The organism is Vibrio sp. SCSIO 43153 (assembly GCF_023716625.1).
Classification (GTDB): domain Bacteria; phylum Pseudomonadota; class Gammaproteobacteria; order Enterobacterales; family Vibrionaceae; genus Vibrio; species Vibrio rotiferianus.
The window spans coordinates 2,822,748-2,847,079 of record NZ_CP071855.1 but is presented as its reverse complement, the minus strand read 5'-3'; the positions used below and the strand labels follow the sequence as shown (position 1 = coordinate 2,847,079).

Annotated in this window: 27 protein-coding genes and 1 other RNA gene; 17 read left to right on the top strand and 11 right to left on the bottom strand. The window is 45.4% G+C overall.

Annotation, left to right across the window (positions count from 1 at the left end; translation table 11 throughout):
• Positions 1 to 43: 43 nt before the first annotated feature.
• A complete protein-coding gene (locus tag J4N37_RS13535) occupies positions 44 to 526 on the bottom strand; it encodes a YbaK/EbsC family protein (RefSeq protein ID WP_182027290.1) in 483 nt (160 codons plus the stop codon).
• Between the two features lie 24 nt (positions 527 to 550).
• On the bottom strand, positions 551 to 1,180 hold the full coding sequence (locus tag J4N37_RS13530; protein ID WP_045392018.1) for a LysE/ArgO family amino acid transporter: 630 nt from the start codon (positions 1,178 to 1,180) through the stop codon (positions 551 to 553).
• Between the two features lie 140 nt (positions 1,181 to 1,320).
• On the opposite strand from J4N37_RS13530, the gene J4N37_RS13525 reads away from it, so the two are divergent.
• On the top strand, positions 1,321 to 2,217 hold the full coding sequence (locus J4N37_RS13525; protein ID WP_038885699.1) for a LysR family transcriptional regulator ArgP: 897 nt from the start codon (positions 1,321 to 1,323) through the stop codon (positions 2,215 to 2,217).
• Positions 2,218 to 2,323: 106 nt separating this feature from the next.
• A complete protein-coding gene (locus tag J4N37_RS13520; protein ID WP_143692978.1) occupies positions 2,324 to 3,016 on the top strand; it encodes an oxidative stress defense protein in 693 nt (230 codons plus the stop codon).
• A 75-nt stretch (positions 3,017 to 3,091) separates the two neighbouring features.
• Here the strand turns inward: J4N37_RS13520 and serA are convergent, their stop codons facing one another.
• The 5 genes from serA to J4N37_RS13495 all read right to left on the bottom strand — a co-directional run bounded on the left by serA (position 3,092) and on the right by J4N37_RS13495 (position 6,395).
• Complete coding sequence (gene serA, locus J4N37_RS13515) at positions 3,092 to 4,321, bottom strand: phosphoglycerate dehydrogenase (protein WP_010450314.1); 1,230 nt, start codon at positions 4,319 to 4,321, stop codon at positions 3,092 to 3,094.
• Positions 4,322 to 4,579: 258 nt separating this feature from the next.
• Positions 4,580 to 5,236 (bottom strand): ribose-5-phosphate isomerase RpiA, encoded by a 657-nt coding sequence (rpiA, locus tag J4N37_RS13510; protein ID WP_182027289.1) that lies wholly within the window; start codon positions 5,234 to 5,236, stop codon positions 4,580 to 4,582.
• 58 nt (positions 5,237 to 5,294) lie between these two features.
• Entirely contained in the window at positions 5,295 to 5,888 is a 594-nt protein-coding gene (locus J4N37_RS13505; RefSeq protein ID WP_182027288.1) for a 5-formyltetrahydrofolate cyclo-ligase, read from the bottom strand.
• Between the two features lie 5 nt (positions 5,889 to 5,893).
• Positions 5,894 to 6,078: non-coding RNA, 6S RNA (ssrS, locus tag J4N37_RS13500), on the bottom strand.
• An 8-nt stretch (positions 6,079 to 6,086) separates the two neighbouring features.
• Positions 6,087 to 6,395: a cell division protein ZapA gene (locus tag J4N37_RS13495; RefSeq protein WP_010450307.1), complete on the bottom strand. Its 309-nt coding sequence runs from the start codon at positions 6,393 to 6,395 to the stop codon at positions 6,087 to 6,089.
• Between the two features lie 249 nt (positions 6,396 to 6,644).
• On the opposite strand from J4N37_RS13495, the gene J4N37_RS13490 reads away from it, so the two are divergent.
• Genes J4N37_RS13490 through J4N37_RS13480 form a run of 3 tightly spaced genes read left to right on the top strand, consistent with a single transcriptional unit; the run spans position 6,645 to position 9,680 of the window.
• The gene (locus J4N37_RS13490) at positions 6,645 to 7,223 is read left to right on the top strand and encodes a YecA/YgfB family protein (protein ID WP_010450305.1); all 579 of its coding nucleotides are present in this window, start codon (positions 6,645 to 6,647) and stop codon (positions 7,221 to 7,223) included.
• A gap of 41 nt (positions 7,224 to 7,264) precedes the next feature.
• Complete coding sequence (ubiH, locus tag J4N37_RS13485; RefSeq protein WP_252041176.1) at positions 7,265 to 8,443, top strand: 2-octaprenyl-6-methoxyphenyl hydroxylase; 1,179 nt, start codon at positions 7,265 to 7,267, stop codon at positions 8,441 to 8,443.
• A 28-nt stretch (positions 8,444 to 8,471) separates the two neighbouring features.
• The gene (locus J4N37_RS13480) at positions 8,472 to 9,680 is read left to right on the top strand and encodes an FAD-dependent 2-octaprenylphenol hydroxylase (RefSeq protein WP_010450300.1); all 1,209 of its coding nucleotides are present in this window, start codon (positions 8,472 to 8,474) and stop codon (positions 9,678 to 9,680) included.
• A 78-nt stretch (positions 9,681 to 9,758) separates the two neighbouring features.
• Here J4N37_RS13480 and J4N37_RS13475 read toward each other — a convergent pair whose 3' ends face one another.
• From J4N37_RS13475 to ygfZ, 3 genes are all read right to left on the bottom strand, one after another.
• The gene (locus J4N37_RS13475) at positions 9,759 to 9,965 is read right to left on the bottom strand and encodes a DUF1107 domain-containing protein (RefSeq protein ID WP_038881174.1); all 207 of its coding nucleotides are present in this window, start codon (positions 9,963 to 9,965) and stop codon (positions 9,759 to 9,761) included.
• A gap of 645 nt (positions 9,966 to 10,610) precedes the next feature.
• Positions 10,611 to 11,084 (bottom strand): aminoacyl-tRNA deacylase, encoded by a 474-nt coding sequence (locus tag J4N37_RS13470; RefSeq protein WP_182027286.1) that lies wholly within the window; start codon positions 11,082 to 11,084, stop codon positions 10,611 to 10,613.
• On the bottom strand, positions 11,077 to 12,045 hold the full coding sequence (ygfZ, locus tag J4N37_RS13465; protein WP_252041174.1) for a tRNA-modifying protein YgfZ: 969 nt from the start codon (positions 12,043 to 12,045) through the stop codon (positions 11,077 to 11,079). Before ygfZ ends, J4N37_RS13470 begins: the two co-directional genes overlap by 8 nt.
• Before the next feature lie 236 nt (positions 12,046 to 12,281).
• Here ygfZ and J4N37_RS13460 point away from each other — a divergent pair, with 236 nt between their 5' ends.
• Positions 12,282 to 12,542 (top strand): FAD assembly factor SdhE, encoded by a 261-nt coding sequence (locus J4N37_RS13460; protein ID WP_010450292.1) that lies wholly within the window; start codon positions 12,282 to 12,284, stop codon positions 12,540 to 12,542.
• 390 nt (positions 12,543 to 12,932) lie between these two features.
• Here the strand turns inward: J4N37_RS13460 and nadB are convergent, their stop codons facing one another.
• Positions 12,933 to 14,540 carry an L-aspartate oxidase gene (nadB, locus tag J4N37_RS13455; RefSeq protein WP_252041172.1) on the bottom strand — a complete coding sequence of 536 codons (1,608 nt, stop codon included), beginning with the start codon at positions 14,538 to 14,540 and terminating at the stop codon, positions 12,933 to 12,935.
• A gap of 559 nt (positions 14,541 to 15,099) precedes the next feature.
• Between nadB and rpoE the strand changes: the two genes are divergently transcribed.
• From rpoE to acpS, 11 genes are all read left to right on the top strand, one after another.
• The gene (gene rpoE, locus J4N37_RS13450; protein WP_005449784.1) at positions 15,100 to 15,678 is read left to right on the top strand and encodes an RNA polymerase sigma factor RpoE; all 579 of its coding nucleotides are present in this window, start codon (positions 15,100 to 15,102) and stop codon (positions 15,676 to 15,678) included.
• Between the two features lie 24 nt (positions 15,679 to 15,702).
• A complete protein-coding gene (locus J4N37_RS13445) occupies positions 15,703 to 16,329 on the top strand; it encodes a sigma-E factor negative regulatory protein (RefSeq protein ID WP_010450288.1) in 627 nt (208 codons plus the stop codon).
• On the top strand, positions 16,326 to 17,291 hold the full coding sequence (gene rseB / locus J4N37_RS13440; protein WP_252041170.1) for a sigma-E factor regulatory protein RseB: 966 nt from the start codon (positions 16,326 to 16,328) through the stop codon (positions 17,289 to 17,291). Before J4N37_RS13445 ends, rseB begins: the two co-directional genes overlap by 4 nt.
• Positions 17,288 to 17,758 carry a SoxR reducing system RseC family protein gene (locus J4N37_RS13435; protein WP_010450284.1) on the top strand — a complete coding sequence of 157 codons (471 nt, stop codon included), beginning with the start codon at positions 17,288 to 17,290 and terminating at the stop codon, positions 17,756 to 17,758. The genes rseB and J4N37_RS13435 overlap by 4 nt, the downstream gene beginning before the upstream one ends.
• Positions 17,759 to 17,885: 127 nt before the next feature.
• Positions 17,886 to 19,679 carry a translation elongation factor 4 gene (gene lepA, locus J4N37_RS13430; RefSeq protein ID WP_252041168.1) on the top strand — a complete coding sequence of 598 codons (1,794 nt, stop codon included), beginning with the start codon at positions 17,886 to 17,888 and terminating at the stop codon, positions 19,677 to 19,679.
• Positions 19,680 to 19,783: 104 nt separating this feature from the next.
• Positions 19,784 to 20,683 (top strand): signal peptidase I, encoded by a 900-nt coding sequence (lepB, locus tag J4N37_RS13425; RefSeq protein WP_010450279.1) that lies wholly within the window; start codon positions 19,784 to 19,786, stop codon positions 20,681 to 20,683.
• Between the two features lie 21 nt (positions 20,684 to 20,704).
• Complete coding sequence (gene rnc, locus J4N37_RS13420) at positions 20,705 to 21,382, top strand: ribonuclease III (protein WP_005531649.1); 678 nt, start codon at positions 20,705 to 20,707, stop codon at positions 21,380 to 21,382.
• On the top strand, positions 21,375 to 22,337 hold the full coding sequence (gene era, locus J4N37_RS13415; protein WP_005436447.1) for a GTPase Era: 963 nt from the start codon (positions 21,375 to 21,377) through the stop codon (positions 22,335 to 22,337). The genes rnc and era overlap by 8 nt, the downstream gene beginning before the upstream one ends.
• A gap of 128 nt (positions 22,338 to 22,465) precedes the next feature.
• Positions 22,466 to 23,197 carry a DNA repair protein RecO gene (gene recO / locus J4N37_RS13410; protein WP_005426504.1) on the top strand — a complete coding sequence of 244 codons (732 nt, stop codon included), beginning with the start codon at positions 22,466 to 22,468 and terminating at the stop codon, positions 23,195 to 23,197.
• A complete protein-coding gene (gene pdxJ / locus J4N37_RS13405) occupies positions 23,194 to 23,925 on the top strand; it encodes a pyridoxine 5'-phosphate synthase (protein WP_010450273.1) in 732 nt (243 codons plus the stop codon). Before recO ends, pdxJ begins: the two co-directional genes overlap by 4 nt.
• A gap of 12 nt (positions 23,926 to 23,937) precedes the next feature.
• Positions 23,938 to 24,318: a holo-ACP synthase gene (gene acpS / locus J4N37_RS13400; protein ID WP_038885709.1), complete on the top strand. Its 381-nt coding sequence runs from the start codon at positions 23,938 to 23,940 to the stop codon at positions 24,316 to 24,318.
• Positions 24,319 to 24,332: the final 14 nt, after the last annotated feature.

The following is a 24,332-nucleotide window of genomic DNA, read 5'->3' as shown; positions in this document are numbered from 1 at the left end:
AAAAAAGCGAGGCAATGGCCTCGCTTTTTTTTATCCCAATGTTCTAAAGTTCTAGCAGAGTGTTACTGCCAGCAAGGAGCAGACGTTTAAGTTCGCTACCTGCAAAGCCAAAGGTTAACTCGGGTAAACCTGGTGTATAGAGTAGCTCTTCATGTTGATAGAGTGCCGTATCGACAATGATGATGACGTGCTCCGGCAACCCTATCGGACACACCGCACCGGGCACACAACCTAGCTGCTCAATCATTTCATCGTCGCTGCAAATTGAAGGTCGTTTACCAGTGAGGGCTTTGATTTGTTTGGAGTCTAATCGAGAGTCTTTGTCGGTCAGGAAGACTGCATAACCTTGCCTTTTTAGCTTGAGAAAAAGACTCTTTGTATGAGTGCCGGTCCAACCGAGTTGCGCGGCGACTTTGACGTCGGTATCGAAGTCGAGAATGGCTTCGTGTTGCCATTCTCGAAAGGGGATGGAGAGCGCGTTGAATCGCTCTCGGTTGAGTTGATAGATTTTTTGCAGTGACTCCATGTCGTGTTTCTTTCTTATTTGTCTTTACCAGTATTTGGTGACTAACTCATTCGCAAGTACAAAAGCGATAGTAAACATCATAGTAGCAACTGCTATATCGATGCCTTTCTTAACTTTTGGTTTTGAGAGTGTTGGACCTAGTTTCGCTGCACCTAATGATAAGGTGTAGAACCATACAAACGATGCCATGATAGTGCCTATTGCAAAGGCGATGCGATCGTTGCCTTCGAACTGACCACCGATCGAACCTAAGATCACTACAGTATCCAAGTAGAGGTGTGGGTTTAAAACGGTAACTGCCAGTGCGCCAAGAATCACGGTACGGCGACCGCGTGCAACCACTTCACCTTTCGACTCGGAAGCGTCAGTAGGTTTGAATGCACTCTTTAATGACAATAAGCCGTAAACGCTCAAGAAAGCAATGCCACCTAATGTCACCGATGTCAGCAGGATTTCATTTTGTGACAGAATCGCGCCGCCACCGAAAATGCCGAGCGAAATGAAGAGCATATCTAGGATGCTACAGATGGTGGCGGTCGTCAGGTGATGTTGGCGCTTAATACCTTGGTTAAGGACATATGCATTCTGCGCACCGATTGGAATGATCATCGTCGCACCTAAACCGAATCCTTGTAATAACACCCAAAAGCTCACAACACACCTCAAAAATTAGTTATAAAACAACAGAGAAAGGGAAGATAAAGCTTTTATTGAAATAAGTATAATTAATGATTTTAATATATTATTAGCTTTGCTTATCATATGTACTTGGCGTTTATTAGGGAGGAAAACACGTGCGAGGATTGGACTATAAGTGGATAGAAGCATTAGATGCGGTGGTACATCAGGGGAGTTTTGACCGAGCAGCGGAGCACCTTTTCGTTTCACAATCAGCCATTTCCCAGCGTATCAAGCAACTCGAAAAATATCTTGCTCAGCCGGTTCTTGTTCGCGAGCAACCCCCAAAGCCGACGCCTATTGGTAAGAAGCTGCTTGGACTTTATCGTCGTGTTAGGCTTCTTGAGCATGAAATTCTTCCTGAGCTGAAAAACGACACGTCGACACGTCCTGTCCAATTATCTCTTGCTACCAATGCAGATAGTCTTGCTACTTGGTTATTACCAGCATTACAGGATGTGATGAAACATCGCCAAGTGGAGTTGAAGCTAACTATCTATGGTGAATCGCGATCAATTGAAAAACTTAGAAGTGGTGAGGTAGCTGGGGCGATCAGTCTAGAATCTCAAGCAATACCAGGTTGCCGAGCAGATTATCTTGGACGTATCGATTATGTCTGTGTCGCCAACCCTGAGTTTTATCAACGCTATTTCTCTGAAGGTGTAAACAATCAAACCTTAGCAAAAGCACCAGCGGTGTCTTACGACCAATATGATGATTTACACAAGAAGTTCTTAACCGAACATTTCAATGTCAGGCCAGACAGCGTGATCCACCATAATATCAGTAGCTCAGAAGCTTTCTTGAAAATGGCGTTAGCGGGAGTCGCTTACTGTTTGATTCCGCGCTTACAGATCACTGATGAGCTGGAGAAGGGGGAGTTAATTGACATTACCCCAGGCTTTTTAATGTCATATCGAATTTATTGGCACCATTGGCAATTAGAGACAGGGGTTTTACAGGAGATCTCTAATGCGATTGTGTCATATGCGCAGCAAAATTTGCCCCAGTAACATCTTATTTACTGAGTCAGGATTGTGTTAGAAGTGATTGATGATGCTTGGATATTCGCCAGAATTACCTATGATGAAGTCATATTAATATGGATGGATTTGTATAATGAAACTTTCGTCTTACCTGCTCGCTTCAGCATTGAGCCTAACTAGTTTATCTGTCTTTGCGAACGTACCAGAGTTTGCTCATGTAACTACCACTGGATATGGTGAAGTGGTCGCTACCCCTGATATGGCGACTTTTTCGGTAAAAGTCGTTGATACGACAATGACGGCTGAGCAAGCAAAGCAGTCAGTAGACAAGTCGGTTGATGAGTTCTTGAAAAAGTTATCTGACGCAGGCCTTTCCAAAGACAATGTGACGAGTTCGAATCTATATTTGGCGCCGCAATATCATTACCCTAAATCAGGTAAAGCTGAGCTTGTTGGTTACCGTGCATCACGCAGTATCAATGTAAATGTCAATGATCTAGCAAACCTGAATAAGTATTTGGACATGGCGTTAGAGTCCGGTATCAACCAAGTTGATAATATTCAGTTGAAAGTGAGCAACCAGGCTGAGTATCAGCAAAAAGCACGCATGGCAGCAATTAAAGATGCGAAAGAAAAAGCGGCATCATTGGCTGTTGGATTTGAAAAGAAACTTGGCGATGTTTGGCAGATTTCATATAACCAAATGAATGGACAGCCAATTTTAATGCGATCAATGGCGATGGATGCGAAGCAAAGTTCGAATAGCTATCAAGACTCGACTTTGGTTATTCGTGATCAGGTGGATGTGGTTTACAGACTGAAATAATACTGACATCAGTAGCTATGGCTAGAAAACAAAAGGCAGGGTAACCCTGCCTTTTGTGTATTTACTGGTCAGCAATTAGTGAAGAATACGAGCTCGAATGGTGCCTTCAATGCCCTTTAGTTTCACCAGCGCTTCTTCTGAGCGGTGAGTTTCAACATCAATAACTACATAACCGATATCTGCCGCCGTTTGTAGATACTGGCCTGCGATGTTAATGCCTTCTTCTGCGAAGATGGTGTTAATTTGCGTCAAGATACCAGGGCGGTTTTTGTGGATGTGCAATAGACGTGAACATTCACGGTGCTCAGGCAATGATACTTCTGGGAAGTTCACGCTTGATAGCGTTGAGCCGTTGTCAGAGTATTTCGCCAGTTTACCCGCAACTTCTACACCGATATTCTCTTGTGCTTCTTGCGTTGAGCCACCTACGTGCGGTGTTAAGATAACGTTGTCGAACTTTTGTAGTGGCGATTCAAATGCATCTTTATTCGTCTTCGGCTCTACCGGGAACACATCAATTGCAGCACCTGAAACATGGCCTGACTCTAGGCTATGGCATAGCGCTGGAATATCAACCACTGTACCGCGAGCTGCGTTGATAAAGATCGCTCCTGGCTTCATGCGAGCAAACTCTTCTTCACCCATCATATTCTTGGTTTCTGGTGTCTCAGGAACATGAAGAGAAATAACGTCACACTTGTTGAGCAATTCGCTCATTGTGTGAACCTGTGTGGCATTACCTAATGACAGCTTATTCTCGATGTCATAGTAGTAGACACGCATCCCCAAGTTTTCTGCAATGATACCTAGCTGAGTACCAATGTGACCATAACCGATGATGCCTAGACGTTTACCGCGCGCTTCGTATGAGCTGTCCGCACTCTTCTTCCAAATGCCACGGTGAGCTAAAGCATTTTTCTCTGGGATACCACGCAGAAGTAATAAAATTTGCCCAAGTACTAGTTCAGCTACGCTTCGAGTATTTGAGAACGGTGCATTAAATACGGGGATACCACGTTTTGATGCCGCACCTAGATCAACTTGGTTAGTACCGATACAAAAACAGCCAATCGCAACCAGTTTATTTGCCGCATTGATCACTTCTTCCGATAGGTTGGTTCGGGAGCGGATACCGATAAAATGCACGTCTTTAACTGCTTCGATCAGTTCTTCTTCCGAAAGGGAGCCTTTGTGATATTCAATGTTGCTATAACCAGCTGATTGAAGAACTTCAACTGAAGAAGGGTGGAGTCCCTCTAATAAGAGGATCTTAATCTTTTCTTTTTCCAGTGAAACTTTGGCCATTTTTCTCGTCCTTAAATGGAAAGGTGGGCTAATGTGGCGCACATAAAGCAAAACTACTAAAAAGGGGATAATTAACAGTTTTGTCGGAAGACAAACGTTTCCTTGTGCGTCTTCTGTTCAATAAAGTAACAAAAAAAATTTGCTTTGGGTAAGAAAATTACGGAATAAGGCATGCTTTTCTTAGAAAAAGGAAGAAAAAACGGCGCCCTAGGGCGCCGTCTGTAATGAAATAACAGAAAATTTAGATCATCTAATGATTTATTCTTCTATTTTCGCACCTTCTGGTGTTCCTGTGATAACCACATCTGCACCACGGTGAGCGAATATACCAACCGTTACTACACCAGCAATGCCGTTGATCTTGTCTTCCATCTCTTTCGGGTTCGTGATTTGCATGTTGTGCACGTCTAGAATCACGTTGCCGTTATCAGTGATAACACCTTCACGGTATGCAGGATCACCACCTAGCTTCACCAACTCGCGAGCAACGTAAGAGCGTGCCATTGGGATAACTTCTACTGGAAGTGGGAATTGGCCAAGTACGTCAACTGCTTTTGTGCCGTCAACAATACATACGAATTTATCTGAGATAGCCGCCACGATTTTTTCACGCGTTAGTGCTGCGCCACCGCCTTTGATCATGTCACGAGCGGCATTGATTTCATCAGCACCATCAACGTAGACATCGAGTTTAGCTACATCGTTACACTCGTAAACTTCAATACCAAGTTCTTTTAGACGCTCAGTTGAAGCAACAGAGCTAGACACTGCGCCTTTAATATCGTCTTTGATGCTACCTAGGGCATCGATGAAGTGATTCACGGTAGAGCCAGTACCAACACCGACAATGCTGCCTTTTTCAACATATTTAAGTGCTGCCCAACCAGCCGCTTTTTTCATTTCATCTTGAGTCATGCCTATCTCCTGCATAGATGTTCTTTAACGTTTGCGGCGTGATTATAGCGGTAACGTGCTAGATTTCCCATTGCCAGATTTGGCTTGGTGTCACGATCTTTGGTAAAGGAATGTCCCAACTTTCAACTGGCAAGCGCTCAACATGCTGGCAATCGTGGGCGATACCGATAGGTTTTGCACCTTCGCCTGTGCTAAACCAGTGCGAAAGTGTTCGGTCGTAATAGCCGCCGCCCATTCCTAGGCGGTGCCCAACACTGTCAAAGCCTACCAAAGGCGTGCAGATTAAATCGAGTTCGCGAACTGGTTTGATATGGCGAATATCCAGCGCAGGTTCTAATATTCCGTATTTGTTGTACACCAACTGGTCATTATTTAAATACTGCAGGAAGAGTAACTGACCTTTGGAAAAAGGATGAATCACTGGCAGGTAAATCGACTTACCTTGCTGCCATAGCCATTCAATGAGAGGTTTGGTATCTAATTCACCATCAGCAGAAAGATAAATTGCGATGTGCTGTGCGCTTTGTATTTCAGGCAATTGTGAGAATTGTTTAAGGAGATCAAGTCCAGCTTGGAACTGAGTATCACTGCACAGTGCGTTGCGTTTTTCGCGGATGAGTTTTCGAAAGTCTTGTCGAGATAGATCTGACATAGAGAGGATACCCCAGGGTGCCGTTGAGGATTGTGGCCCTTGAACCAGCTGGTTCAAGGCGGATCAGCAATGATAACCGTAGGCTTCTCGGTGCATGCCAAGCTTGCTCAATAGCTATCAAGTACTAACCCTTTGGTATTGCTTATCGGCTCAGGGACTTAAATCCTGCTGACGAACACCCCAGGGTAAATTTGGTAATTACTGCTGTCCTTGCTTTACTTTGCTAAGTGCATCGTCTAACGATGCAGTGAGCTCTTCCATTCGCTCAGTGATTTCTTGCTGCTGGCCATTAGCTTCATAGGATTTAGTTTGAAGTTCGTGGCTAATATTCAATGCAGCAAAAGTCAGTAGCTGAATTTCATTGCTTACCTTAGTACGTTCTTTCATCTCGTTCAATCGACGATCGAGATCTTTTGCCGCAGCAATGAGCGATTCTTCTTGTCCAGCAGGACAATTCACTCGTGTCATTTTGCCAAGAATTTCAACGTCGACCGCTTGGTTGCTCATGATGAATAAACTCTGTTATCACGCTATCTAAGGTATTGTTGTCTACAACTACCGAGGGGGAAACTATAGGAAAACCTCTATTAAGATTCAAGCATTTCCCTCGTTAGATTGTTAAATGATGAAGTGATGACACAGGAAATGGGCAAATTGGATAAATGGTGGTCAAATTTGAAATTGATTGCCGTTTCAGCGAACTATGCTTGATGGTAGGATATATCAAAACACGATTATGAAGAATGAGCCAAGATTATGAGTGAAATCACCCTCCCTGAATACCAATCCATCGCTGCTGAGCTAAGTTCCGCAAGTCTTGCAGTAACGCCGGCAGAATTACACGGTTTACTTGTTGGTATGCTAAGCGGTGGATTGGCGATCAACGACCAGACCTGGCAACCAATTTTGTTTGATTACACTAATGATGGCATGGGGTGGCCGACAACCGCACTTGCGTTAGCACAAAGTATATTCAAAGTGACTGTAGATGAACTCACTGGTACGTCAATGGAATTATCTTTGCTGCTTCCTGATGAAGTCGGTGAAGAGGGCTTATTCGCTTTAGCGGATAGCGTATCAGATTTCGTTAATCACTTTATCTCTGGACTTGGCCTGGCTGGAATTGCCTTGAACAAAGCGTCCGATGATGTAAAAGAGGCATTGGCTGATCTAGAAGAAATCGCGAAGTTAGGCATTGATGAAGATGATGACCTAGGTGAGCAAGCTCAATTGCTAGAACAAGTGATTGAACACATAAAAGCGTGCGTACTTACTATTCATGCTGAATTCGGAGCTCGTCCAGAAAGTAATGAAAACAAACCAACGATTCATTAAACACATCGTTTCCAATCATCGAACAGCTTCTAGAGGTTAGCATGAGGCAATATGACGTTGTAATTGCTGGTGGTGCTATGGCAGGTGCTACGCTTGCATTAGCAATCGATCGTTTATCCAAAGGTGCGCTGCAAATAGCAGTAGTCGAGCCTTTTAAAGCCCAGTCGGATGAACATCCGGGGTTTGATTCTCGCTCGATTGCCCTGTCTTACGGCACGGTCAACATTCTGCGTCACTTACAGTTGTGGTCTGCCATCGAGCCTTGTGCTACCCCAATTGAACATATTCATGTTTCTGACCGCTCTCATGCGGGCATGACCGAGATTACCAAGCAAGAAGTTGGCGTTGAAGCGCTTGGCTACGTAGTGGAACTCGCCGATGTTGGCCGTGTCTACCAAGAGCTTTTGGATAAGAGTGAGGCGATCACTCTGTTTTGCCCTGATTCGGTTGCGAACATCGAGCGTGAGCAAGACAAAGCACACATTGAACTGAGCAGCGGTGAGAAGCTGGAAGCGAAGTTGCTGGTTGCTGCCGATGGCGCAGTATCAAAATGTTGTCAGCAAATCGGTTTAGAGCTATCTGAGCATGATTTCGACCAAGTGGCAGTGATAGCCAACATCGTGACGCAAGAGCCTCATCAAGGTCGCGCTTTTGAACGTTTTACTGAGAATGGCCCCGTCGCACTGTTGCCGATGAGTGACAACCGTATGTCGTTAGTGTGGTGTTTGCGTCCTGAAGAAGCGCAAACCGTGGTGAACTTGTCGGATACTGAATTTCTTGAGCGCCTGCAGAAAGATTTTGGTTGGCGGTTAGGGGCGATGCAAAAAGTTGGACAACGCGCGAGCTACCCACTTCTTCTGCGTCATCGTAAGCAAAACATTTCGCACCGCTTTGCTATTGTCGGCAATGCTGCACAAACGCTTCACCCTATTGCAGGGCAAGGCTTCAACCTTGGTATTCGCGATGTGGCATCGCTAGCGGAAGAGCTTGTTAAGCAACGCCAAGATGTAGGCCGTTATCAAGGCTTAATGCGATTTAGCCAACGCCGTGAAGACGATCGCAGCGAAACGATTTGGCTAACCAGCTCTCTCGTGCATATTTTCTCAAATGATTTACCTGCGATGCGAATCGGGCGTAACCTTGCCCTCGCAACTATGGATAACCTTTCTACTTTTAAGCAGCCGCTGCTACGCCATACACTTGGCTTAGTGAAACGATAAACGGCAACGAATTAGGTAACAAAAAGCAATGATGCAAAGTGTAGATATCGCCATCATCGGCGGTGGAATGGTAGGTTTAGCATTGGCTGCCGCTTTTAAGGATAGTGACCTGCGTGTAGCCGTTATCGAAGGCGCAGTACCAAACGACACCTTAAATGAACTGCCAGATGTTCGCGTATCGGCGTTAAGTCGTTCAAGTGAAACCATCCTTCGCAACCTTGGTGCATGGCAAGGCATTGAGCAGCGTCGAGCGTCACCGTACTACGCGATGGAAGTATGGGAGCAAGACAGCTTCGCCAATATCGCATTTGATGCGCAAAGCATGGCTCAGCCGGATCTCGGTCATATCGTTGAAAACCGTGTGATTCAGTTGGCGTTGCTAGAGCAAGTACAAAAGCTGGATAACGTAACGCTGTTTATGCCTGCTCGTTGTGCAACACTTGCGGTAGGTGAGCAAGAAAGCTGGCTAACGCTCGACAATGGTCAAGCTATGACAGCGAAGTTGGTCGTTGGTGCAGATGGTGCAAACTCTTGGTTACGTAACCAAATGGATATCCCTCTGACACATTGGGATTACGGTCATAGCGCACTTGTTGCGAACGTAAAAACTGCTGATCCGCACAACAGCGTTGCGCGCCAGATCTTTACACCGCATGGTCCATTGGCGTTCCTTCCGATGTCTGACCCACACATGTGTTCGATTGTTTGGTCAACCGAACCAAATCGTGCAGAGCAACTGTTGGCGATGAACGAACAAGAGTTCAATAAAGCATTAACTAGTGAGTTTGATGTGCGTTTAGGTTTGTGTGAAGTGGTTGGCGAACGTGCGGCATTCCCACTTAAGATGCGTTACGCACGTGACTTTGTGGTTGAACGCGTGGCGTTGGTTGGCGATGCAGCGCATACCATTCACCCACTTGCAGGGCAGGGGGTAAACCTTGGTTTATTGGATGCAGCTAGCTTAGCACAAGAAGTGTTGGCGTTGTGGAAACAAGGACAAGACATTGGCTCCAAACGTAACCTACGTGGTTACGAGCGTTGGCGTAAAGCTGAAGCGGCGAAGATGATAGCGGCAATGCAAGGCTTCCGTGACCTGTTCTCCGGTGAGAATCCTGCCAAGAAGCTGGTTCGTGGTATTGGTTTGAGCCTAGCAGGGCAACTGCCCGGTGCAAAAGATGAAATAATGAAACGTGCATTGGGTTTGAAAGGCAATTTGCCGGAACTAGCGCGTCAATAAAAACGCCTATTGCGTGACGAACGGAAGACACAAAAAAGGCTGGTTTATCCAGCCTTTCTTATTACATCGATGTTTAAGCTAAGCGTAGGCGCATCTGAGTTTCATAATCTCTTGATTAATCTCTTTTACTGCCTGAAAGTGACGCCTCTCAGCTTTCTCTGGCAACATCAATTTTCCGTTATCAAACTCGAACTTACCGACTCCGTAAATATAGATTCTTCCCTTAAAAAGACGACTTATGTGTTTAGCAATCATACCTGGTGTATAGCGCTTAAACAGTCTCATATTTACTCTTCCTTATCTCTTACCTAGCGTTAGTATTCTACTTTTCTGACGCAAAAATTATTGTGACAGCAATGGTATTAAGTACAGGTTAGAACGATGGCTTTAGATATTTGTGCTGTCATCGACAATTTGACAGTGTCATATCTTATTTAACGTGAGGATTACCCCAAAAAAATATGTACGCCGGAACCAACTTGTTCTCTTTTCTCCTTCAAGTGTGAGCATTAAGCAATAGCTTTGTTACAGAATTAAGAATAGAAGGAAAATGATTGTTTGCTGAAGGTTTTAAATTGGCCATTAGCGTGCACAAACTAAAGGGCTACTCACATGGCAAACGTTTCTTATTTATAGAGTTAGAGATAGAAAGCTGAGGTAAGTTCAAAAAAAAGCCCGCAATGGCGGGCGAATAGTCACAGATGCATTACACAAAAGTGGATATCTGACGTTATGAACATTGTCACTTGGTCAGCAGATTCACTTTACGTTGGCTGAGTTGTTGTTGAAAACTTAACCAACGAATTCAGCATATACGAGTTTTTTACTTGTGACTATTTATGTTTTAAAAATGACTAAAGATTCTTTGGTGTGATCGGAGAGATATGAGTGAGATCACGCAGGAGTGAGAATCCTGCGTTTGATTACATGTTAGCGGCAGATATCAGCCATGGTTGGTTGGCACAATTGGATTAGATCATCGATGGACATCGCTAAGCCTGCCATGCGATCACCACTACTGATGGTGATCTCTGTTTCTTCGAGCAAGCTTGGGTCGAATACGATCGGCATATAGCGCTTCAATAGCAGCGGAGTGACAGTACCAATCTTGTACCCTGTTATGGCTTCTACGTCCGCTTGATCAACACACGTCATACGACGACATTGCAGTAGGGCGCGTACTTTCTTTGGATCAACACTGCGGTCACCTGGCGCGCAGGCAAGTGCGTATTGGTTCCCCATATCGCGCAAAAGGATTGCTTTGACCATTTGAGAAGGGCGAATGCCGCGCTGTTGCGCGGCATCTTCAATGGTCATTGCTGGTCTTTGATGAGGAAGAAGGCGGAATTTGATGTTCTGGTCCGCTAAAAACTGCATCAAAGGGGTATGAATGGTATTACTCATCGTCAAGGCTGTACGGTAGCGCTGCGATTTCCCATTCACACTCTGGTTGAGCAACCAAGCGCAGACGAGTGTCATCGTCTAGGTTGTTTGGTAATACAATGAGACCCATCGCTTGGTTGTCGCTGAATTGGTAATGTGTGAGCAATGCGCCTACTGAACGCCAGTTTTCACCCACACTACGCTCCAATTCAATCGCACCTTCACCTAAGGCTTCAGCGGTTGCACCTTTAACAATGTACATTGCACGTTTGTTGGTGCCGCGGTATTTCGCACGCGCTACGGTTTCTTGACCTGTGTAGCAGCCTTTCGTAAAGCTGATACCACCGAGCACTTGTACGTTTAGTGCTTGCGGAATGTGCTCGTTTTGAGCGTCTGCTGCCACGTATGGTAGTGCAGCTTCAATATCGAAACGAGTCCAAAGCTCATTTGTGGTCAGTGTTGCTTGGCTGTTTTCAACTATAGATTGTGCTGCGTCTGCTGTAAGCGCAAGCAACCAACGGTTTGAAGCTACTTTGACAGCTGTGCCGCCTTCAATTGCAAGTACGTCGCCGGAATCAGCATTTAGTGTTGAGATGAACGCATCTGCATTCTCACCAGCAACACCCAGTACCACTTCGCTTGATTCTTCGATGGTCACCTTCGAGAATACCGCGTATTTTTTGATTTCTTTCAGTTCCACTTCAATCGCTGATTTCGGCTGAACCATTGCGTAGCCATCGTTATGGTGGAATAGGCGGAAAACACTCCACACTTTACCTTTCGCATCACAATGTGCACCCAATGTTGTTTGGTCTTTCTCGAGAGAAACCACATCGCAAGTGACTTGACCGTGTAGGTAGGACTTCTTGTCGTCACCGACCATGGTGATCATGCCCAGGTTATCCAATAGCGAGATAGACAGCTTAGGTAGTGCGTCTTGTGTCGATAAGTTCAGCGGTGAAAAGCGAGTTTGCCATTCCATGATTACAATGCCTTTTGAAGATATTTTTCAGCTATGTTAATTGCAGAATCGGCATTTGTCAGCACTCAATATACCCACTCAATTTTGAGGTGTTTGACTCAGTTGAACGTTTGTTTACTAAATGCGATCAGGATTTGCAGTGACTTGGCAATATATTGTGACCCGCACACTAGTGACGTCGCACATCCCTTGTTACACTCCGCACTAAGAACTACACATCTATGAAGGAATACTGAATGTACACTGCGGAAGAAAAGGCGCGTATTAAATGGGCTTGTCGTCGTGGCATGCTTGAGCTTGACGTGGTGATTATGCCGTTTTTTGAAGAGTGCTTTGATGCTCTGAGTGAACAAGAGCAGCGTGATTTTGTCTCACTACTAGAATGTGATGATCCAGATCTATTTACGTGGGTAATGGGGCATGGTCGTAGTGAAAACCTAGGTCATGCGTCGATGGTTGATAAAATTGTCGCTCACAACCTCAGCAAAGTTCGTTAATTGCACCGTTACCTCCTCATTAAGTGCCCAAATCTTAAATCTGATGGTTTTATCTGGTTTGGTTTGGGCGACTGTCCTTTCTAATATTCCACTCTCATTATCTATTTATTTGTTATTACTGGTTCTTCAGTATCACTATTGTACTGGCTTTGTGGCAAAGCCTAGCTTAGGCCAGTGGTTTGTCCATCGAAATGGCATTGTGAAATGTGAAAGGTTGACCTCTTCATTGATGAAAGTGGATCTATCGGCCAAAGCTCTTAAGGTTACGTTTGTCACTGAGTGTGGTAGGCGGGTAAATGTGTGGCGAGATGGGTGTGACGACCGGCAATATCGGCAACTCTGCCTGATTCTCAGACAGTGGCAAAGGGGAGCCGAAGCTCCCGCTTAGTACTATTTGTTAGGAGTTAGGATCGTCGGGCCACTATTTTCTAACTGATTTGGATAATCCAAAGTGTAGTGCAGGCCTCGGCTCTCTTTTCGTTGCATTGCACAGCGCACCATTAACTCAGCCACTTGCAATAGGTTACGCAGTTCTAGCAAGTTGTTTGATACACGGAAATGGCTGTAGTACTCATGCGTCTCTTGTTGCAACATTTGAATTCTACGAAGTGCGCGTTCCAAGCGTTTATCAGTACGCACGATACCCATGTAATCCCACATGAAAAGTCGCAACTCATGCCAGTTGTGTTGGATAATGACTTCTTCGTCGCTGTTGGTTACTTGGCTCTCATCCCAGCATGGGAGCTTAGTGGTGATCTGAACCTCGGTATGGTGTTTAAGAATATCTTTGGCTGCTGACCATGCGTACACCACACACTCTAATAGTGAATTTGAAGCCATACGGTTTGCACCATGCAAGCCCGTGTAGCTTACTTCACCAATAGCGTATAGGTTTTTTAGGTCGGTATGGCCGTTTTGATCAACCATTACGCCACCACACGTGTAGTGTGCGGCCGGAACAATTGGGATTGGTTCTTTGGTCATGTCGATGCCCAAATCCATCAATCGAGAGTAGATGGTTGGGAAGTACTTGGTAATGAAATCAGCAGGCTTATGACTGATGTCGAGGTACATGCAATCGGCACCCAAACGCTTCATCTCAAAGTCTATAGCGCGAGCGACGACATCTCGTGGGGCAAGTTCTTTACGTTCATCGAAGTCCGGCATAAAGCGAGATCCATCTGGTCGACGTAAATATGCACCTTCTCCACGTAGAGCCTCGGTTAGCAGGAAGTTACGCGCTTCTGGGTGGTAAAGACAGGTTGGGTGGAATTGGTTGAATTCCATATTAGCTACACGACAACCTGCTCGCCATGCGATGGCAATGCCGTCCCCGGAAGATACATCTGGATTAGAGGTGTATTGGTAAACTTTTGAAGCACCGCCAGTGGCAAGTACCACAAACTTTGCTTTAACAGTTTCTACCTGTTCTTCGTTACGGTTCCAAATGTAAGCACCGATAACTTTGCTCTTGTCTCCCCCGACTTTATCTTCAGTGATCAAGTCGAGCGCGTTATGACGCTCAAAGACATGAATGTTTGGGTGATTGTGTGCGTTGTCTTGCAATGATGTTTGCATTGCCATACCAGTTGCATCGGCAGCGTGCAAAATACGGCGACGGCTGTGACCGCCTTCGCGAGTTAAGTGATAACGTGGTTCGTCGTCGGAGTCATCATCTTCACGATCGAACGGCACGCCACCATCGATTAACCACTGAACGCACTCTTTGGAATTTTCGGCGATAAATTTTACGGTATCTTCATCACAGATACCGTCACCCGCGATTTGGGTGTCTTCTACATGAGATTCGATAGTATCGGATTCATCAAATACTGCTGCGATACCACCTTGAGCATAATACGTTGCGCCTTCACTTCGTGGGCCTTTGCTCAATACGATAACCTTACAGTGGTTGGCAACTCGCAATGCTAACGACAAGCCTGCGGCACCACTCCCTACCACTAACACATCACATTCGTGTTCACGGTTCATGTTCATAAAACTTTTCTGATCCCAAGCTAAGGTAAAAGGGTTACCTTGTGTATTGTTTGCACTTCATGTGCATTCCATGTTTACGACATCCGTCGCCAAAAGGCTAAAATCATTGCAAATGTTATTGGTGGCTTGAGCCACTCTTCTTTCTTTGTGTAATTACGTACGCTTTGTTTGTAATCACTGGGCGCAGACGCTCTCTAATTGGAGGTCTTGCCTTGTTTGCTTTAGCTATGCAAATGAAAAGTAATAGTTTGTCAACTCCATTGCTTTTCTGAACTTGACCCAGCACAATCTAGGGTAAAGTTCGTCCATTATACCCAAGTCACACTCAGATGCATGCCTGTTAGCGCATCGTGTAAGCAGGGCTTTGGGAGCGTAATAGGATATCGACATCACGTTGTGAAATTGCCATGACGAAAAAATTGAAAAAACATGGAACTTCTCATTCACACCAGAGTCACAATAGTGCTCAAGTAAGCAGTGGTGTCAATACTACGTTTTGCATAATTAGTACCCATATCTGAGAAGAGTAGGGGCATAACAAATAGGAGTATCCGCTCGAATGAACGAGCAGCTGACCGATCAAGTATTGATTGAGCGAGTTCAGAATGGCGATAAGCAAGCATTCAACCTGCTGGTAACTAAGTACCAGAACAAGGTATGTAACCTTATTTCCAGATACGTAAGTAATCCTGGTGATGTTCCAGATGTAGCACAAGAAGCATTTATTAAAGCTTACCGAGCTATCCCGAGTTTTCGTGGAGAAAGTGCGTTCTACACATGGTTGTACCGCATTGCTGTGAATACTGCGAAAAATCACATCGTAGCTCAGGGGCGCAGACCTCCAGCAACGGATGTTGATGCTGAAGAAGCTGAATTTTATGAGACAGGTAACGCTTTAAAAGAAATTTCGAACCCTGAGAACTTAACGTTGTCCAAAGAATTGCAACGGGTAGTGTTCAGTGCAATTGAAGCTTTACCTGAAGATTTAAAGACAGCAATGACTCTACGTGAGCTAGACGGCTTAAGTTATGAGGAAATTGCTGAAGTAATGGATTGCCCGGTGGGAACGGTACGCTCTCGTATCTTCCGTGCTCGTGAAGCGGTGGAAAAGAAAATCAAACCTCTTTTACAGCGCTAGTACAAGTTAACTATGGTGAAAATAATGGCTGACAAAGAAAAACTTTCAGCTCTCATGGATGGTGAACTGGTCGATAAGGCTCTTATCAAAGAGATAGAGCAAGACCATGATAGTCTAGAGGCTTGGCAACATTATCATCTGATTGGTGATGTCATGCGAGGTGAAGCACCAGCAAAGCCTGAGTGGAATATTGCTGAAAGCGTAGCGTTAGCATTAGAAGATGAGCCAGCACATCGTGCCATCGATACGCACAGTGCCAACGTAATCTCAATTGGTGATGCACCTAGAGAGTCACAACCTGAACCACAACAAGCTAAGCGTCAGCTTCCTGCTTGGTTAACGCAGTTTGGTCAAGTTGCCGTGGCTGCCTGTGTGTCTTTAGCGGTGATACTCGGTGTTCAGCAATATGGAGGGAGCGATCCGTCACTTCCGCAAGCTGAACAATTACCAGTCTTGCAGACTATTCCATTTGCCGGTAGTGCAGAACCAGTGAGTTTAACTCGTGAATCCGTAGAGCGTTCTGTTGGTGAAGCGAATATGCAAGAGCAACGTAAACGCGTTCATGCTATGCTGCGTGACTACGAATTGCAGTTAAGAATTAACAGTGAAGCTTCTGAGCAAGGTGCTTCCCTGACTCCGGATATTGAATGAAGAAACTTCTGATCAGCGCTTGCGCTCTGTTCAGTATGATGACTCCACAAGCCTTTGCTGGTGACAAGCCAGCGGAGGCTTTATTGCATCAAATGAGCGAAGCGAGCCAAACCCTAAGCTACGAGCTCTCATACATCCTTATCAAAAAGAACAGCATCGAGCCTTTGTTGTATCGTCATGCGCCACATGGTGAAGAGCAATATGCTCACTTAGTCTATCTAAGTGGTCCTGTACGTGAAGTGATTAGACGTGGGCGAGAAGTCAGTTATGTCGAGACTGGTGCAGAACCTTTTACCATTGAATCAGGTAAAATGGTGGCTCCGATCATGCCTATGCTGAACACTGACATCGATGAGCTCAATTTGTATTATGACTATGTACAAATCGGCCGAGCGCGAGAAGCGGGTGTACCTACACAAGTACTGAGAATTGTACCGAAAGATGGCTTACGTTATTCATATGTGCTTTGGATAGATGAAAAAAGTAAATTGCCTTTGCGTGCTGATTTAGTCGATCGTGATGGTGAGATGCTTGAGCAGTACAGGGCGATTTCTTACACGGTAAATCCCAAAATTGCCGAGTTAATGAGTGGCCTACAAGATGTTCAATTGCCAGCCGTATTAACAATGCCAAAAGGCGATATAGGTACGAGTAATTGGCATGTTGGTTGGACACCAGAAGGTTTTGAGCCAAATGAGCTTAATCGCTACCGCATGGCTGTGACAGACCAAATGGTGGAGAGCCAACTATATTCTGATGGCTTATTCAACTTCTCTGTTTATGTTGCTAAAAAAGACCAGCACTCCTTAAAGGGACAATTGGTTCGTCAAGGTCGTCGTACATTACATAGCTTCATTAAAGGTGAACATGAGATTTCTGTTGTTGGTGATATTCCCCCTGCAACAGCGCAAAGAATTGCGCAGTCGGTTACTTTTGATGTAACAAAGAGTGAACAACCATGATGACTGCACTTGCTACCGTGACGGGTGTTCATCGTCACGGTCAGCAATATGATATCGATCTTAGCTGCGAGCAACAAACCAGTTGCAGCAGCTGTTCGTCGCAAAAAAGTTGTGGCACAGGCGTGGTGACCAAAGCAATGGGAAATAAAACATTGTCATGGCATTTGCGCACTCGAAAGTCCGTTAAAGTTGGTCAGGTTGTGGAAATAGGTTTTCCTGAATCAAGCCTTATCAAATCAGCCATGGCAGTCTACCTCCTCCCTCTTTTTGGTTTGATTATTGGCGCTATTATCGGCCACTTCCTGTTAGCGCCTCTTACCTCTGGTGGTGAGGGAATCGTCATTCTATCTTCAGTGCTATTTGCTGCTGGTGGTATGTGGCTTGCTAAACGCGTGTCACGTCCACTGGAAGACGAGTCAAAACGGCAAGTTACTTTGATTCGAGTTCTTGGTGAGCCCATTCAATGAGTCCTACACTCTAAATAAGGTGCGCCCGTTAACGAAATTGGGTAGAATCTGCCAACTTGATTGAAATGCCGTCAAACGACAGCTTTCTTATGTCCCTATTTGTAAAGAGTTAGTCACCCATAAATCTATGAAGCACATTCGTAACTTTTCGATTATCGCCCACATCGACCATGGTAAGTCGACCCTATCTGACCGTCTAATCCAAGTTTGTGGTGGATTAAGCGATCGTGAAATGGCCGCACAGGTTCTTGATTCTATGGATCTTGAACGTGAGCGTGGTATCACCATTAAATCTCAGAGTGTGACGCTAAACTACACCGCTAAAGACGGTGAAACGTACCAGCTGAACTTCATCGATACTCCGGGACACGTTGACTTTGCGTACGAAGTATCACGTTCTCTAGCCGCTTGTGAAGGTGCGCTACTGGTGGTTGACGCAGGTCAGGGTGTAGAAGCTCAAACGCTAGCTAACTGTTACACCGCGATCGAAATGGATCTTGAGGTTGTACCAATCCTAAACAAGATTGACCTACCAGCAGCCGATCCTGAGCGTGTAGCGGAAGAAATTGAAGAAATCGTTGGTATCGATGCAATGGAAGCAACCCGCTGTTCTGCGAAGACAGGTCTAGGTGTTGAAGACGTTCTAGAAAACATCGTATCAGCAATTCCAGCACCAGAAGGTGATCCTGAAGCGCCACTTCAAGCACTGATCATCGACTCATGGTTCGATAACTACCTTGGCGTTGTCTCTTTGGTTCGTATTAAAAACGGTTCACTGAAGAAAAACGACAAGATCAAAGTAATGAGCACAGGTCAAACTTGGGGCGTAGACCGCCTAGGTATCTTCACGCCTAAGCAAGTGGACACTGATGTTCTAAATACGGGCGAAGTAGGCTGGGTTGTTTGTGGTATCAAAGATATCTTAGGTGCTCCAGTAGGCGATACACTGACACTGGCGAAGAACGGCAGCGAGAAGCCACTACCTGGCTTTAAGAAAGTAAAACCTCAGGTATACGCAGGTCTGTTCCCTGTATCCTCTGACGATTACGAAAACTTCCGTGACGCACTAGGCAAACTAAGCCTAAACGATGCATCGCTATTCTATGAGCCAGAGAACTCAGCAGCACTTGGCTTTGGTTTCCGTTGTGGTTTCCTTGGTATGCTGCACATGGAAATCATCCAAGAGCGTCTAGAGCGTGAATACGATCTTGACCTAATTACAACGGCACCAACCGTAGTTTACGAAGTAGAGCAAACTAACGGTGAGACAATGTACGTTGATAGCCCGGCAAAACTGCCAGCGGTTAATGACATTGAAGAGATCCGTGAGCCTATCGCGCGCTGTAACATCCTAGTTCCTTCTGACTACCTAGGTAACGTAATCACACTTTGTGTTGAGAAGCGTGGTGTGCAAGTGGATATGGTTTATCACGGTAACCAAGTTGCGATTACTTACGATATCCCAATGGCGGAAGTAGTACTGGACTTCTTCGACCGTCTGAAATCGACATCACGTGGTTACGCGTCTCTGGATTACAACTTCCAACGTTTTGAAGCATCGAACATGGTACGCGTAGACGTACTACTGAACGGCGACAAAGTGGATGCACTAGCGTTGATTACGCACAAAGATCAGTCTCAGACTCGTGGTCGTCAGCTTGTAGAGAAGATGAAAGAGTTCATCCCTCGTCAGATGTTCGACATCGCGATCCAAGCGGCTATCGGTAACCACATCATCGCGCGTTCTACTGTGAAACAGCTACGTAAGAACGTAATCGCGAAATGTTACGGTGGTGACGTGAGCCGTAAGAAGAAACTTCTGAAGAAACAGAAAGAAGGTAAGAAACGTATGAAGCAGATCGGTAACGTAGAACTGCCTCAAGAAGCGTTCCTAGCAATTCTTCACGTTGGTAAAGACTAGAGTTGAACTATCTCGTACTCTTGTCTGTCATAAGACGTTAGATAGTAAAATAAGTGAAAGGGTTTCGGCTCTTTCACTTTCGTATTTTTAGATAAGGGAATTTAATGGCGAATACATTCTCACTGATTCTAGTTATCGTGACTTTGGTAACTGGCGTAGTTTGGCTACTGGAAAAGTTGGTGTTTGCGAAAAAACGTCAAGCAAAAGTAGCGGAGATTCAAGCGCAAACGGCAAACGGTCTGGATGCAGTGACACTGCAAAAAGTAGAAAGCCAACCTTGGTGGGTAGAGAATAGTGTCTCTATTTTCCCAGTAATTGCATTTGTTCTGGTATTACGTTCTTTTATCTATGAACCGTTCCAAATCCCGTCAGGTTCAATGATGCCAACTCTACTTGTAGGTGATTTTATCTTGGTGGAGAAATACGCGTACGGATTGAAAGATCCAGTGTGGCGTCATCAGCTAGTAGAAACAGGCAAACCTGAGCGTGGTGATATCGTTGTATTTAAGTATCCACCACAGCCAAACATTGACTACATTAAACGCGTTGTTGGCTTACCTGGTGATACGGTTCGTTATTCTTCAGACAAGCAAATTTGTATTCAATCGAAAGGTGAGTCAGCTTGTAAGCCAGTTAAACTGAGCAATGTTGAAGAGAGCCAATTTATCCAAAATGGCATTCCTCTGATTCAGATGAATGAAAAGTTGGGTGACGTTGAACATCAAATCTTGGTTAACCCTATCGTCCGCAACCGAGTGGAAAACTACTACCCTCGTAGCGGCACAAGTGAATGGGTTGTACCTCAAGGTCAGTACTTTGTTATGGGTGATAACCGTGATAATAGTGCGGACAGTCGTTTCTGGGGCTTTGTTCCAGAGGCTAACTTAGTCGGTAAAGCTGTCGCAATTTGGATCAGCTTCGAGTTTGAACGTGGCGCAGATAGCGTTCTACCTTCTTGGATTCCAACTGGTGTGCGTTTCAACCGCATCGGTGGTATTCACTAACCATTTAAATATCGAGAGAGTATGAATTCTCCAATTGAGAAACTAGAGAGAAAGCTCGGCTACCAATTTAAGGATGCTGGGCTTATCAACTTGGCGCTGACTCACCGCAGCGCCAATAGCAAGCACAATGAACGTCTTGAGTTTCTGGGCGATTCAATTTTAAGTTTTGTCATCGCTGATGATCTGTACCATCGTTTCCCGAAAGTTAACGAAGGTGACATGAGTCGCATGCGCGCTACTTTGGTTCGTGGGCACACATTGGCGGAGCTAGGTCGTGAATTCGATCTAGGAGATTATTTAAAATTAGGTCCAGGTGAATTGAAGAGTGGCGGTTTCCGCCGAGACTCTATTCTAGCCGATGCGGTAGAAGCCATTATTGGTGCGATTTACCTTGATAGTGATATTGAAGCCGTGCGCGGTATTGTACTGAGCTGGTACAACTCGCGTCTTGAAGCCATCAAGCCTGGCGTATCACAAAAAGATCCAAAAACTCGCCTACAAGAGTTCCTGCAAGGCAGAAGAAAACCACTACCTGTCTACACAGTGACTAATATTAAAGGTGAAGCGCACAACCAAGAGTTCACGGTTGAGTGTGACGTAGCAGGTGTGGATAAGCCTGTAATCGGTAAAGGCACCAGCCGCCGCAAGGCAGAACAAGCGGCTGCAGAAACGGCACTTGAGCAATTAACGAATGGCTGATAACGAATTCGATATCGATGCGTTCTTCGCATCAAACGGTGAAGTAAGTTCACCAGAGAACCAACACTGTGGCTTCATTGCGATTGTTGGTCGTCCAAACGTAGGTAAATCGACGCTTCTGAACAAAATCTTGGGTCAGAAGATTTCGATTACGTCTCGTAAACCGCAAACAACTCGTCACCGCATCATGGGTGTCGACACTGATGGTGATTACCAGGCGATTTACGTGGATACACCAGGACTTCACATTGAAGAGAAGCGTGCGATTAACCGTTTGATGAACCGAGCGGCTAACTCATCTCTGAGTGATGTGAATCTAGTCTTCTTCTTGGTTGATGGTACACATTGGACCAAAGACGACGAGATGGTGCTGACTAAGCTTCAAAAGTCGAACTTCCCAGTTGTGCTTTGTGTGAACAAAGTAGACAACGTGCAAGATCGTAACGAAGTGATGATGCACATGGCCGACATGTCTAAGAAAATGGACTTCGTTGACGTTGTGCCAATCTCTGCAAAACAAGGTAAGAACATCGACGTTCTGCGCAAGCACGTTCGTGACCACTTACCTGAAGCAACGCACCACTTCCCAGAAGAATACGTAACCGACCGTTCTCAGCGTTTCATGGCGTCTGAAATCGTGCGTGAAAAGCTGATGCGCTTTACTGGTGAAGAGCTGCCATATTCAGTAACGGTTGAGATTGAGCGTTTCGATTACAACCCAGAAACCGACGGTTTTCACATTAACGCCCTGATTCTTGTTGAACGTAACGGTCAGAAGAAAATGGTGATTGGTAAAGGCGGCGAGAAGATCAAAACGATTGGTCGTGAAGCGCGTCTAGATATGGAAGAACTATTCGGTCGTAAGGTTTACCTAGAGACTTGGGTAAAAGTGAAATCTGGTTGGGCAGACGATGAACGTGCACTACGCTCACTGGGTTACATCGACGATCTATAAGTTTGGTTGCTTGTAAGTTTGGTAACGAAGACACTTCGTTCCAACATCGACTAAAATATAATATCGATTAGAATAAGGAGCCGCTTGGCTCCTTATTTTTTATTACCGACTTAGGCACACAGATTGAAATGAGCAACCAGTCTTCAGAAGGCTTTCAACGCTGCTTTGTATTGCACCGACGCCCTTATAGTGAATCGAGCTTAATTCTTGATGTATTCAGCGAGGAATATGGCCGTATCACATTGATGGCGAAAGGCGCACGCAGCAAACGCTCCAATCTTAAAGGGGCATTACAGCCCTTCACGCCATTATTGCTGAAATGGTCCGGCAAGGGGTCGATGAAAACCTTACGTCAGGCTGAGCCAATCAGTTTGGGCTTGCCGTTGTTCGGGATAAACCTTTATTCCGCGATGTACGTAAATGAATTAGTTGGGCGCGTGTTAATGGCAGAAGTACCGATGCCTGCCTTATTTCATGATTACCTGCATGCACTAACGGAATTGGCTCAGAGTGACAACCCTGAGCCGGGGCTTCGTCGTTTTGAATTGGCCCTTTTGTCTTCAATGGGGTATGGCGTTGACTTCTTGCATTGTGCCGGGACAGGCGAGCCAGTCGATCCTGAGATGACTTACCGTTATCGCGAACAAAAAGGATTCATCGCTTCGGTAAGGCGCGACAACCTAACATTTCTAGGGAATGAATTGATTGCAATCAGTGAGCGGCGATTCGTCACTAAAGAGCAATTAAAAGCGGCGAAACGCTTTACACGTATGGCCTTAAAGCCGTATCTTGGCGGCAAACCTTTAAAAAGTCGTGAATTATTCATTCAGACATACAGAGCACGGAGTAACGGAAAATGAGCTCAATCTACTTAGGCGTTAATATCGACCATATTGCCACTCTACGTAATGCGCGTGGTACTAAATACCCAGATCCGGTACACGCAGCAGAAATCGCAGAGCGTGCTGGCGCAGACGGTATTACGATTCACCTACGTGAAGACCGTCGCCATATCTTGGATCGTGACGTTCGTATTCTGCGTGAAACCATTCAAACTCGTATGAACCTTGAAATGGCTGTTACTGACGAGATGGTTGAGATTGCATTGCAAACTAAGCCTGAGTTCGTTTGCCTAGTACCAGAAAAGCGTGAAGAGCTGACGACAGAAGGTGGTCTAGACGTTGTTGGCCAGCTTGAAAAAGTGAAAGCGGCAACGCAAAAACTAACCGAAGCGGGCATCAAAGTATCTCTGTTTATCGATGCAGACCGTCAACAGATCGATGCGGCAAAAGCTTGTGGCGCACCTTACATTGAGCTTCACACTGGTCACTATGCAGACGCGACAACAGAAGAAGATCAGCAAGATGAGCTGAAGAAGATCGCAGCAGGCGCGAGCTATGCTGACGACCTAGGTATCATCGTAAACGCGGGTCATGGTTTGACTTACCACAACGTTGCTCCTATCGCTGCTCTACCAGAAATCTATGAGCTAAACATTGGTCACTCGATCATTGGTCGTGCGGTGTTCGATGGCCTAGAAAAATCTGTGGCTGAAATGAAAGCCATTATGGTTGAAGCTCGTAAATAGTCAGATTGAAGTATGGCTATTCTAGGCTTAGGTACCGACATCGCAGAGATTGAGCGCATTGAAAAAGCGCTTGGTAGGACGGGTGAGCCGTTTGCACAACGTATTCTGTCGCAAGGCGAAATGACAAAGTTTGCCGAGCTGAAACAAAAGGGACGCTACCTTGCTAAGCGTTTTGCAGTAAAAGAAGCGGCCTCAAAAGCGTTAGGAACAGGTATTGCGAAAGGCGTAACTTTCCATGACTTTACGGTTTCTAATGATGAGTTTGGAAAGCCAGTGTTAACCCTATCTGGTGTAGCAAAGCAAATGGCAGAGTCGATGGGCGTGAAGCATGTCCATCTGTCGATATCTGATGAGCGTCATTACGCGGTTGCGACCGTGATCCTAGAATCCTAACTCACCTGACGGCT

What these genes read in the sequence shown, in the direction of transcription:
- J4N37_RS13535 (WP_182027290.1), bottom strand. Translation starts at nt 526, where the DNA reads ATGGAGTCACTGCAAAAAATCTATCAACTCAACCGAGAGCGATTCAAC.
- J4N37_RS13520 (WP_143692978.1), top strand. Translation starts at nt 2,324, where the DNA reads ATGAAACTTTCGTCTTACCTGCTCGCTTCAGCATTGAGCCTAACTAGT.
- serA (WP_010450314.1), bottom strand. Translation starts at nt 4,321, where the DNA reads ATGGCCAAAGTTTCACTGGAAAAAGAAAAGATTAAGATCCTCTTATTA.
- rpiA (WP_182027289.1), bottom strand. Translation starts at nt 5,236, where the DNA reads ATGACTCAAGATGAAATGAAAAAAGCGGCTGGTTGGGCAGCACTTAAA.
- J4N37_RS13505 (WP_182027288.1), bottom strand. Translation starts at nt 5,888, where the DNA reads ATGTCAGATCTATCTCGACAAGACTTTCGAAAACTCATCCGCGAAAAA.
- J4N37_RS13495 (WP_010450307.1), bottom strand. Translation starts at nt 6,395, where the DNA reads ATGAGCAACCAAGCGGTCGACGTTGAAATTCTTGGCAAAATGACACGA.
- J4N37_RS13490 (WP_010450305.1), top strand. Translation starts at nt 6,645, where the DNA reads ATGAGTGAAATCACCCTCCCTGAATACCAATCCATCGCTGCTGAGCTA.
- ubiH (WP_252041176.1), top strand. Translation starts at nt 7,265, where the DNA reads ATGAGGCAATATGACGTTGTAATTGCTGGTGGTGCTATGGCAGGTGCT.
- J4N37_RS13480 (WP_010450300.1), top strand. Translation starts at nt 8,472, where the DNA reads ATGATGCAAAGTGTAGATATCGCCATCATCGGCGGTGGAATGGTAGGT.
- J4N37_RS13475 (WP_038881174.1), bottom strand. Translation starts at nt 9,965, where the DNA reads ATGAGACTGTTTAAGCGCTATACACCAGGTATGATTGCTAAACACATA.
- J4N37_RS13470 (WP_182027286.1), bottom strand. Translation starts at nt 11,084, where the DNA reads ATGAGTAATACCATTCATACCCCTTTGATGCAGTTTTTAGCGGACCAG.
- ygfZ (WP_252041174.1), bottom strand. Translation starts at nt 12,045, where the DNA reads ATGGAATGGCAAACTCGCTTTTCACCGCTGAACTTATCGACACAAGAC.
- J4N37_RS13460 (WP_010450292.1), top strand. Translation starts at nt 12,282, where the DNA reads ATGTACACTGCGGAAGAAAAGGCGCGTATTAAATGGGCTTGTCGTCGT.
- nadB (WP_252041172.1), bottom strand. Translation starts at nt 14,540, where the DNA reads ATGAACATGAACCGTGAACACGAATGTGATGTGTTAGTGGTAGGGAGT.
- rpoE (WP_005449784.1), top strand. Translation starts at nt 15,100, where the DNA reads ATGAACGAGCAGCTGACCGATCAAGTATTGATTGAGCGAGTTCAGAAT.
- J4N37_RS13445 (WP_010450288.1), top strand. Translation starts at nt 15,703, where the DNA reads ATGGCTGACAAAGAAAAACTTTCAGCTCTCATGGATGGTGAACTGGTC.
- rseB (WP_252041170.1), top strand. Translation starts at nt 16,326, where the DNA reads ATGAAGAAACTTCTGATCAGCGCTTGCGCTCTGTTCAGTATGATGACT.
- J4N37_RS13435 (WP_010450284.1), top strand. Translation starts at nt 17,288, where the DNA reads ATGATGACTGCACTTGCTACCGTGACGGGTGTTCATCGTCACGGTCAG.
- lepA (WP_252041168.1), top strand. Translation starts at nt 17,886, where the DNA reads ATGAAGCACATTCGTAACTTTTCGATTATCGCCCACATCGACCATGGT.
- lepB (WP_010450279.1), top strand. Translation starts at nt 19,784, where the DNA reads ATGGCGAATACATTCTCACTGATTCTAGTTATCGTGACTTTGGTAACT.
- rnc (WP_005531649.1), top strand. Translation starts at nt 20,705, where the DNA reads ATGAATTCTCCAATTGAGAAACTAGAGAGAAAGCTCGGCTACCAATTT.
- era (WP_005436447.1), top strand. Translation starts at nt 21,375, where the DNA reads ATGGCTGATAACGAATTCGATATCGATGCGTTCTTCGCATCAAACGGT.
- recO (WP_005426504.1), top strand. Translation starts at nt 22,466, where the DNA reads ATGAGCAACCAGTCTTCAGAAGGCTTTCAACGCTGCTTTGTATTGCAC.
- pdxJ (WP_010450273.1), top strand. Translation starts at nt 23,194, where the DNA reads ATGAGCTCAATCTACTTAGGCGTTAATATCGACCATATTGCCACTCTA.
- acpS (WP_038885709.1), top strand. Translation starts at nt 23,938, where the DNA reads ATGGCTATTCTAGGCTTAGGTACCGACATCGCAGAGATTGAGCGCATT.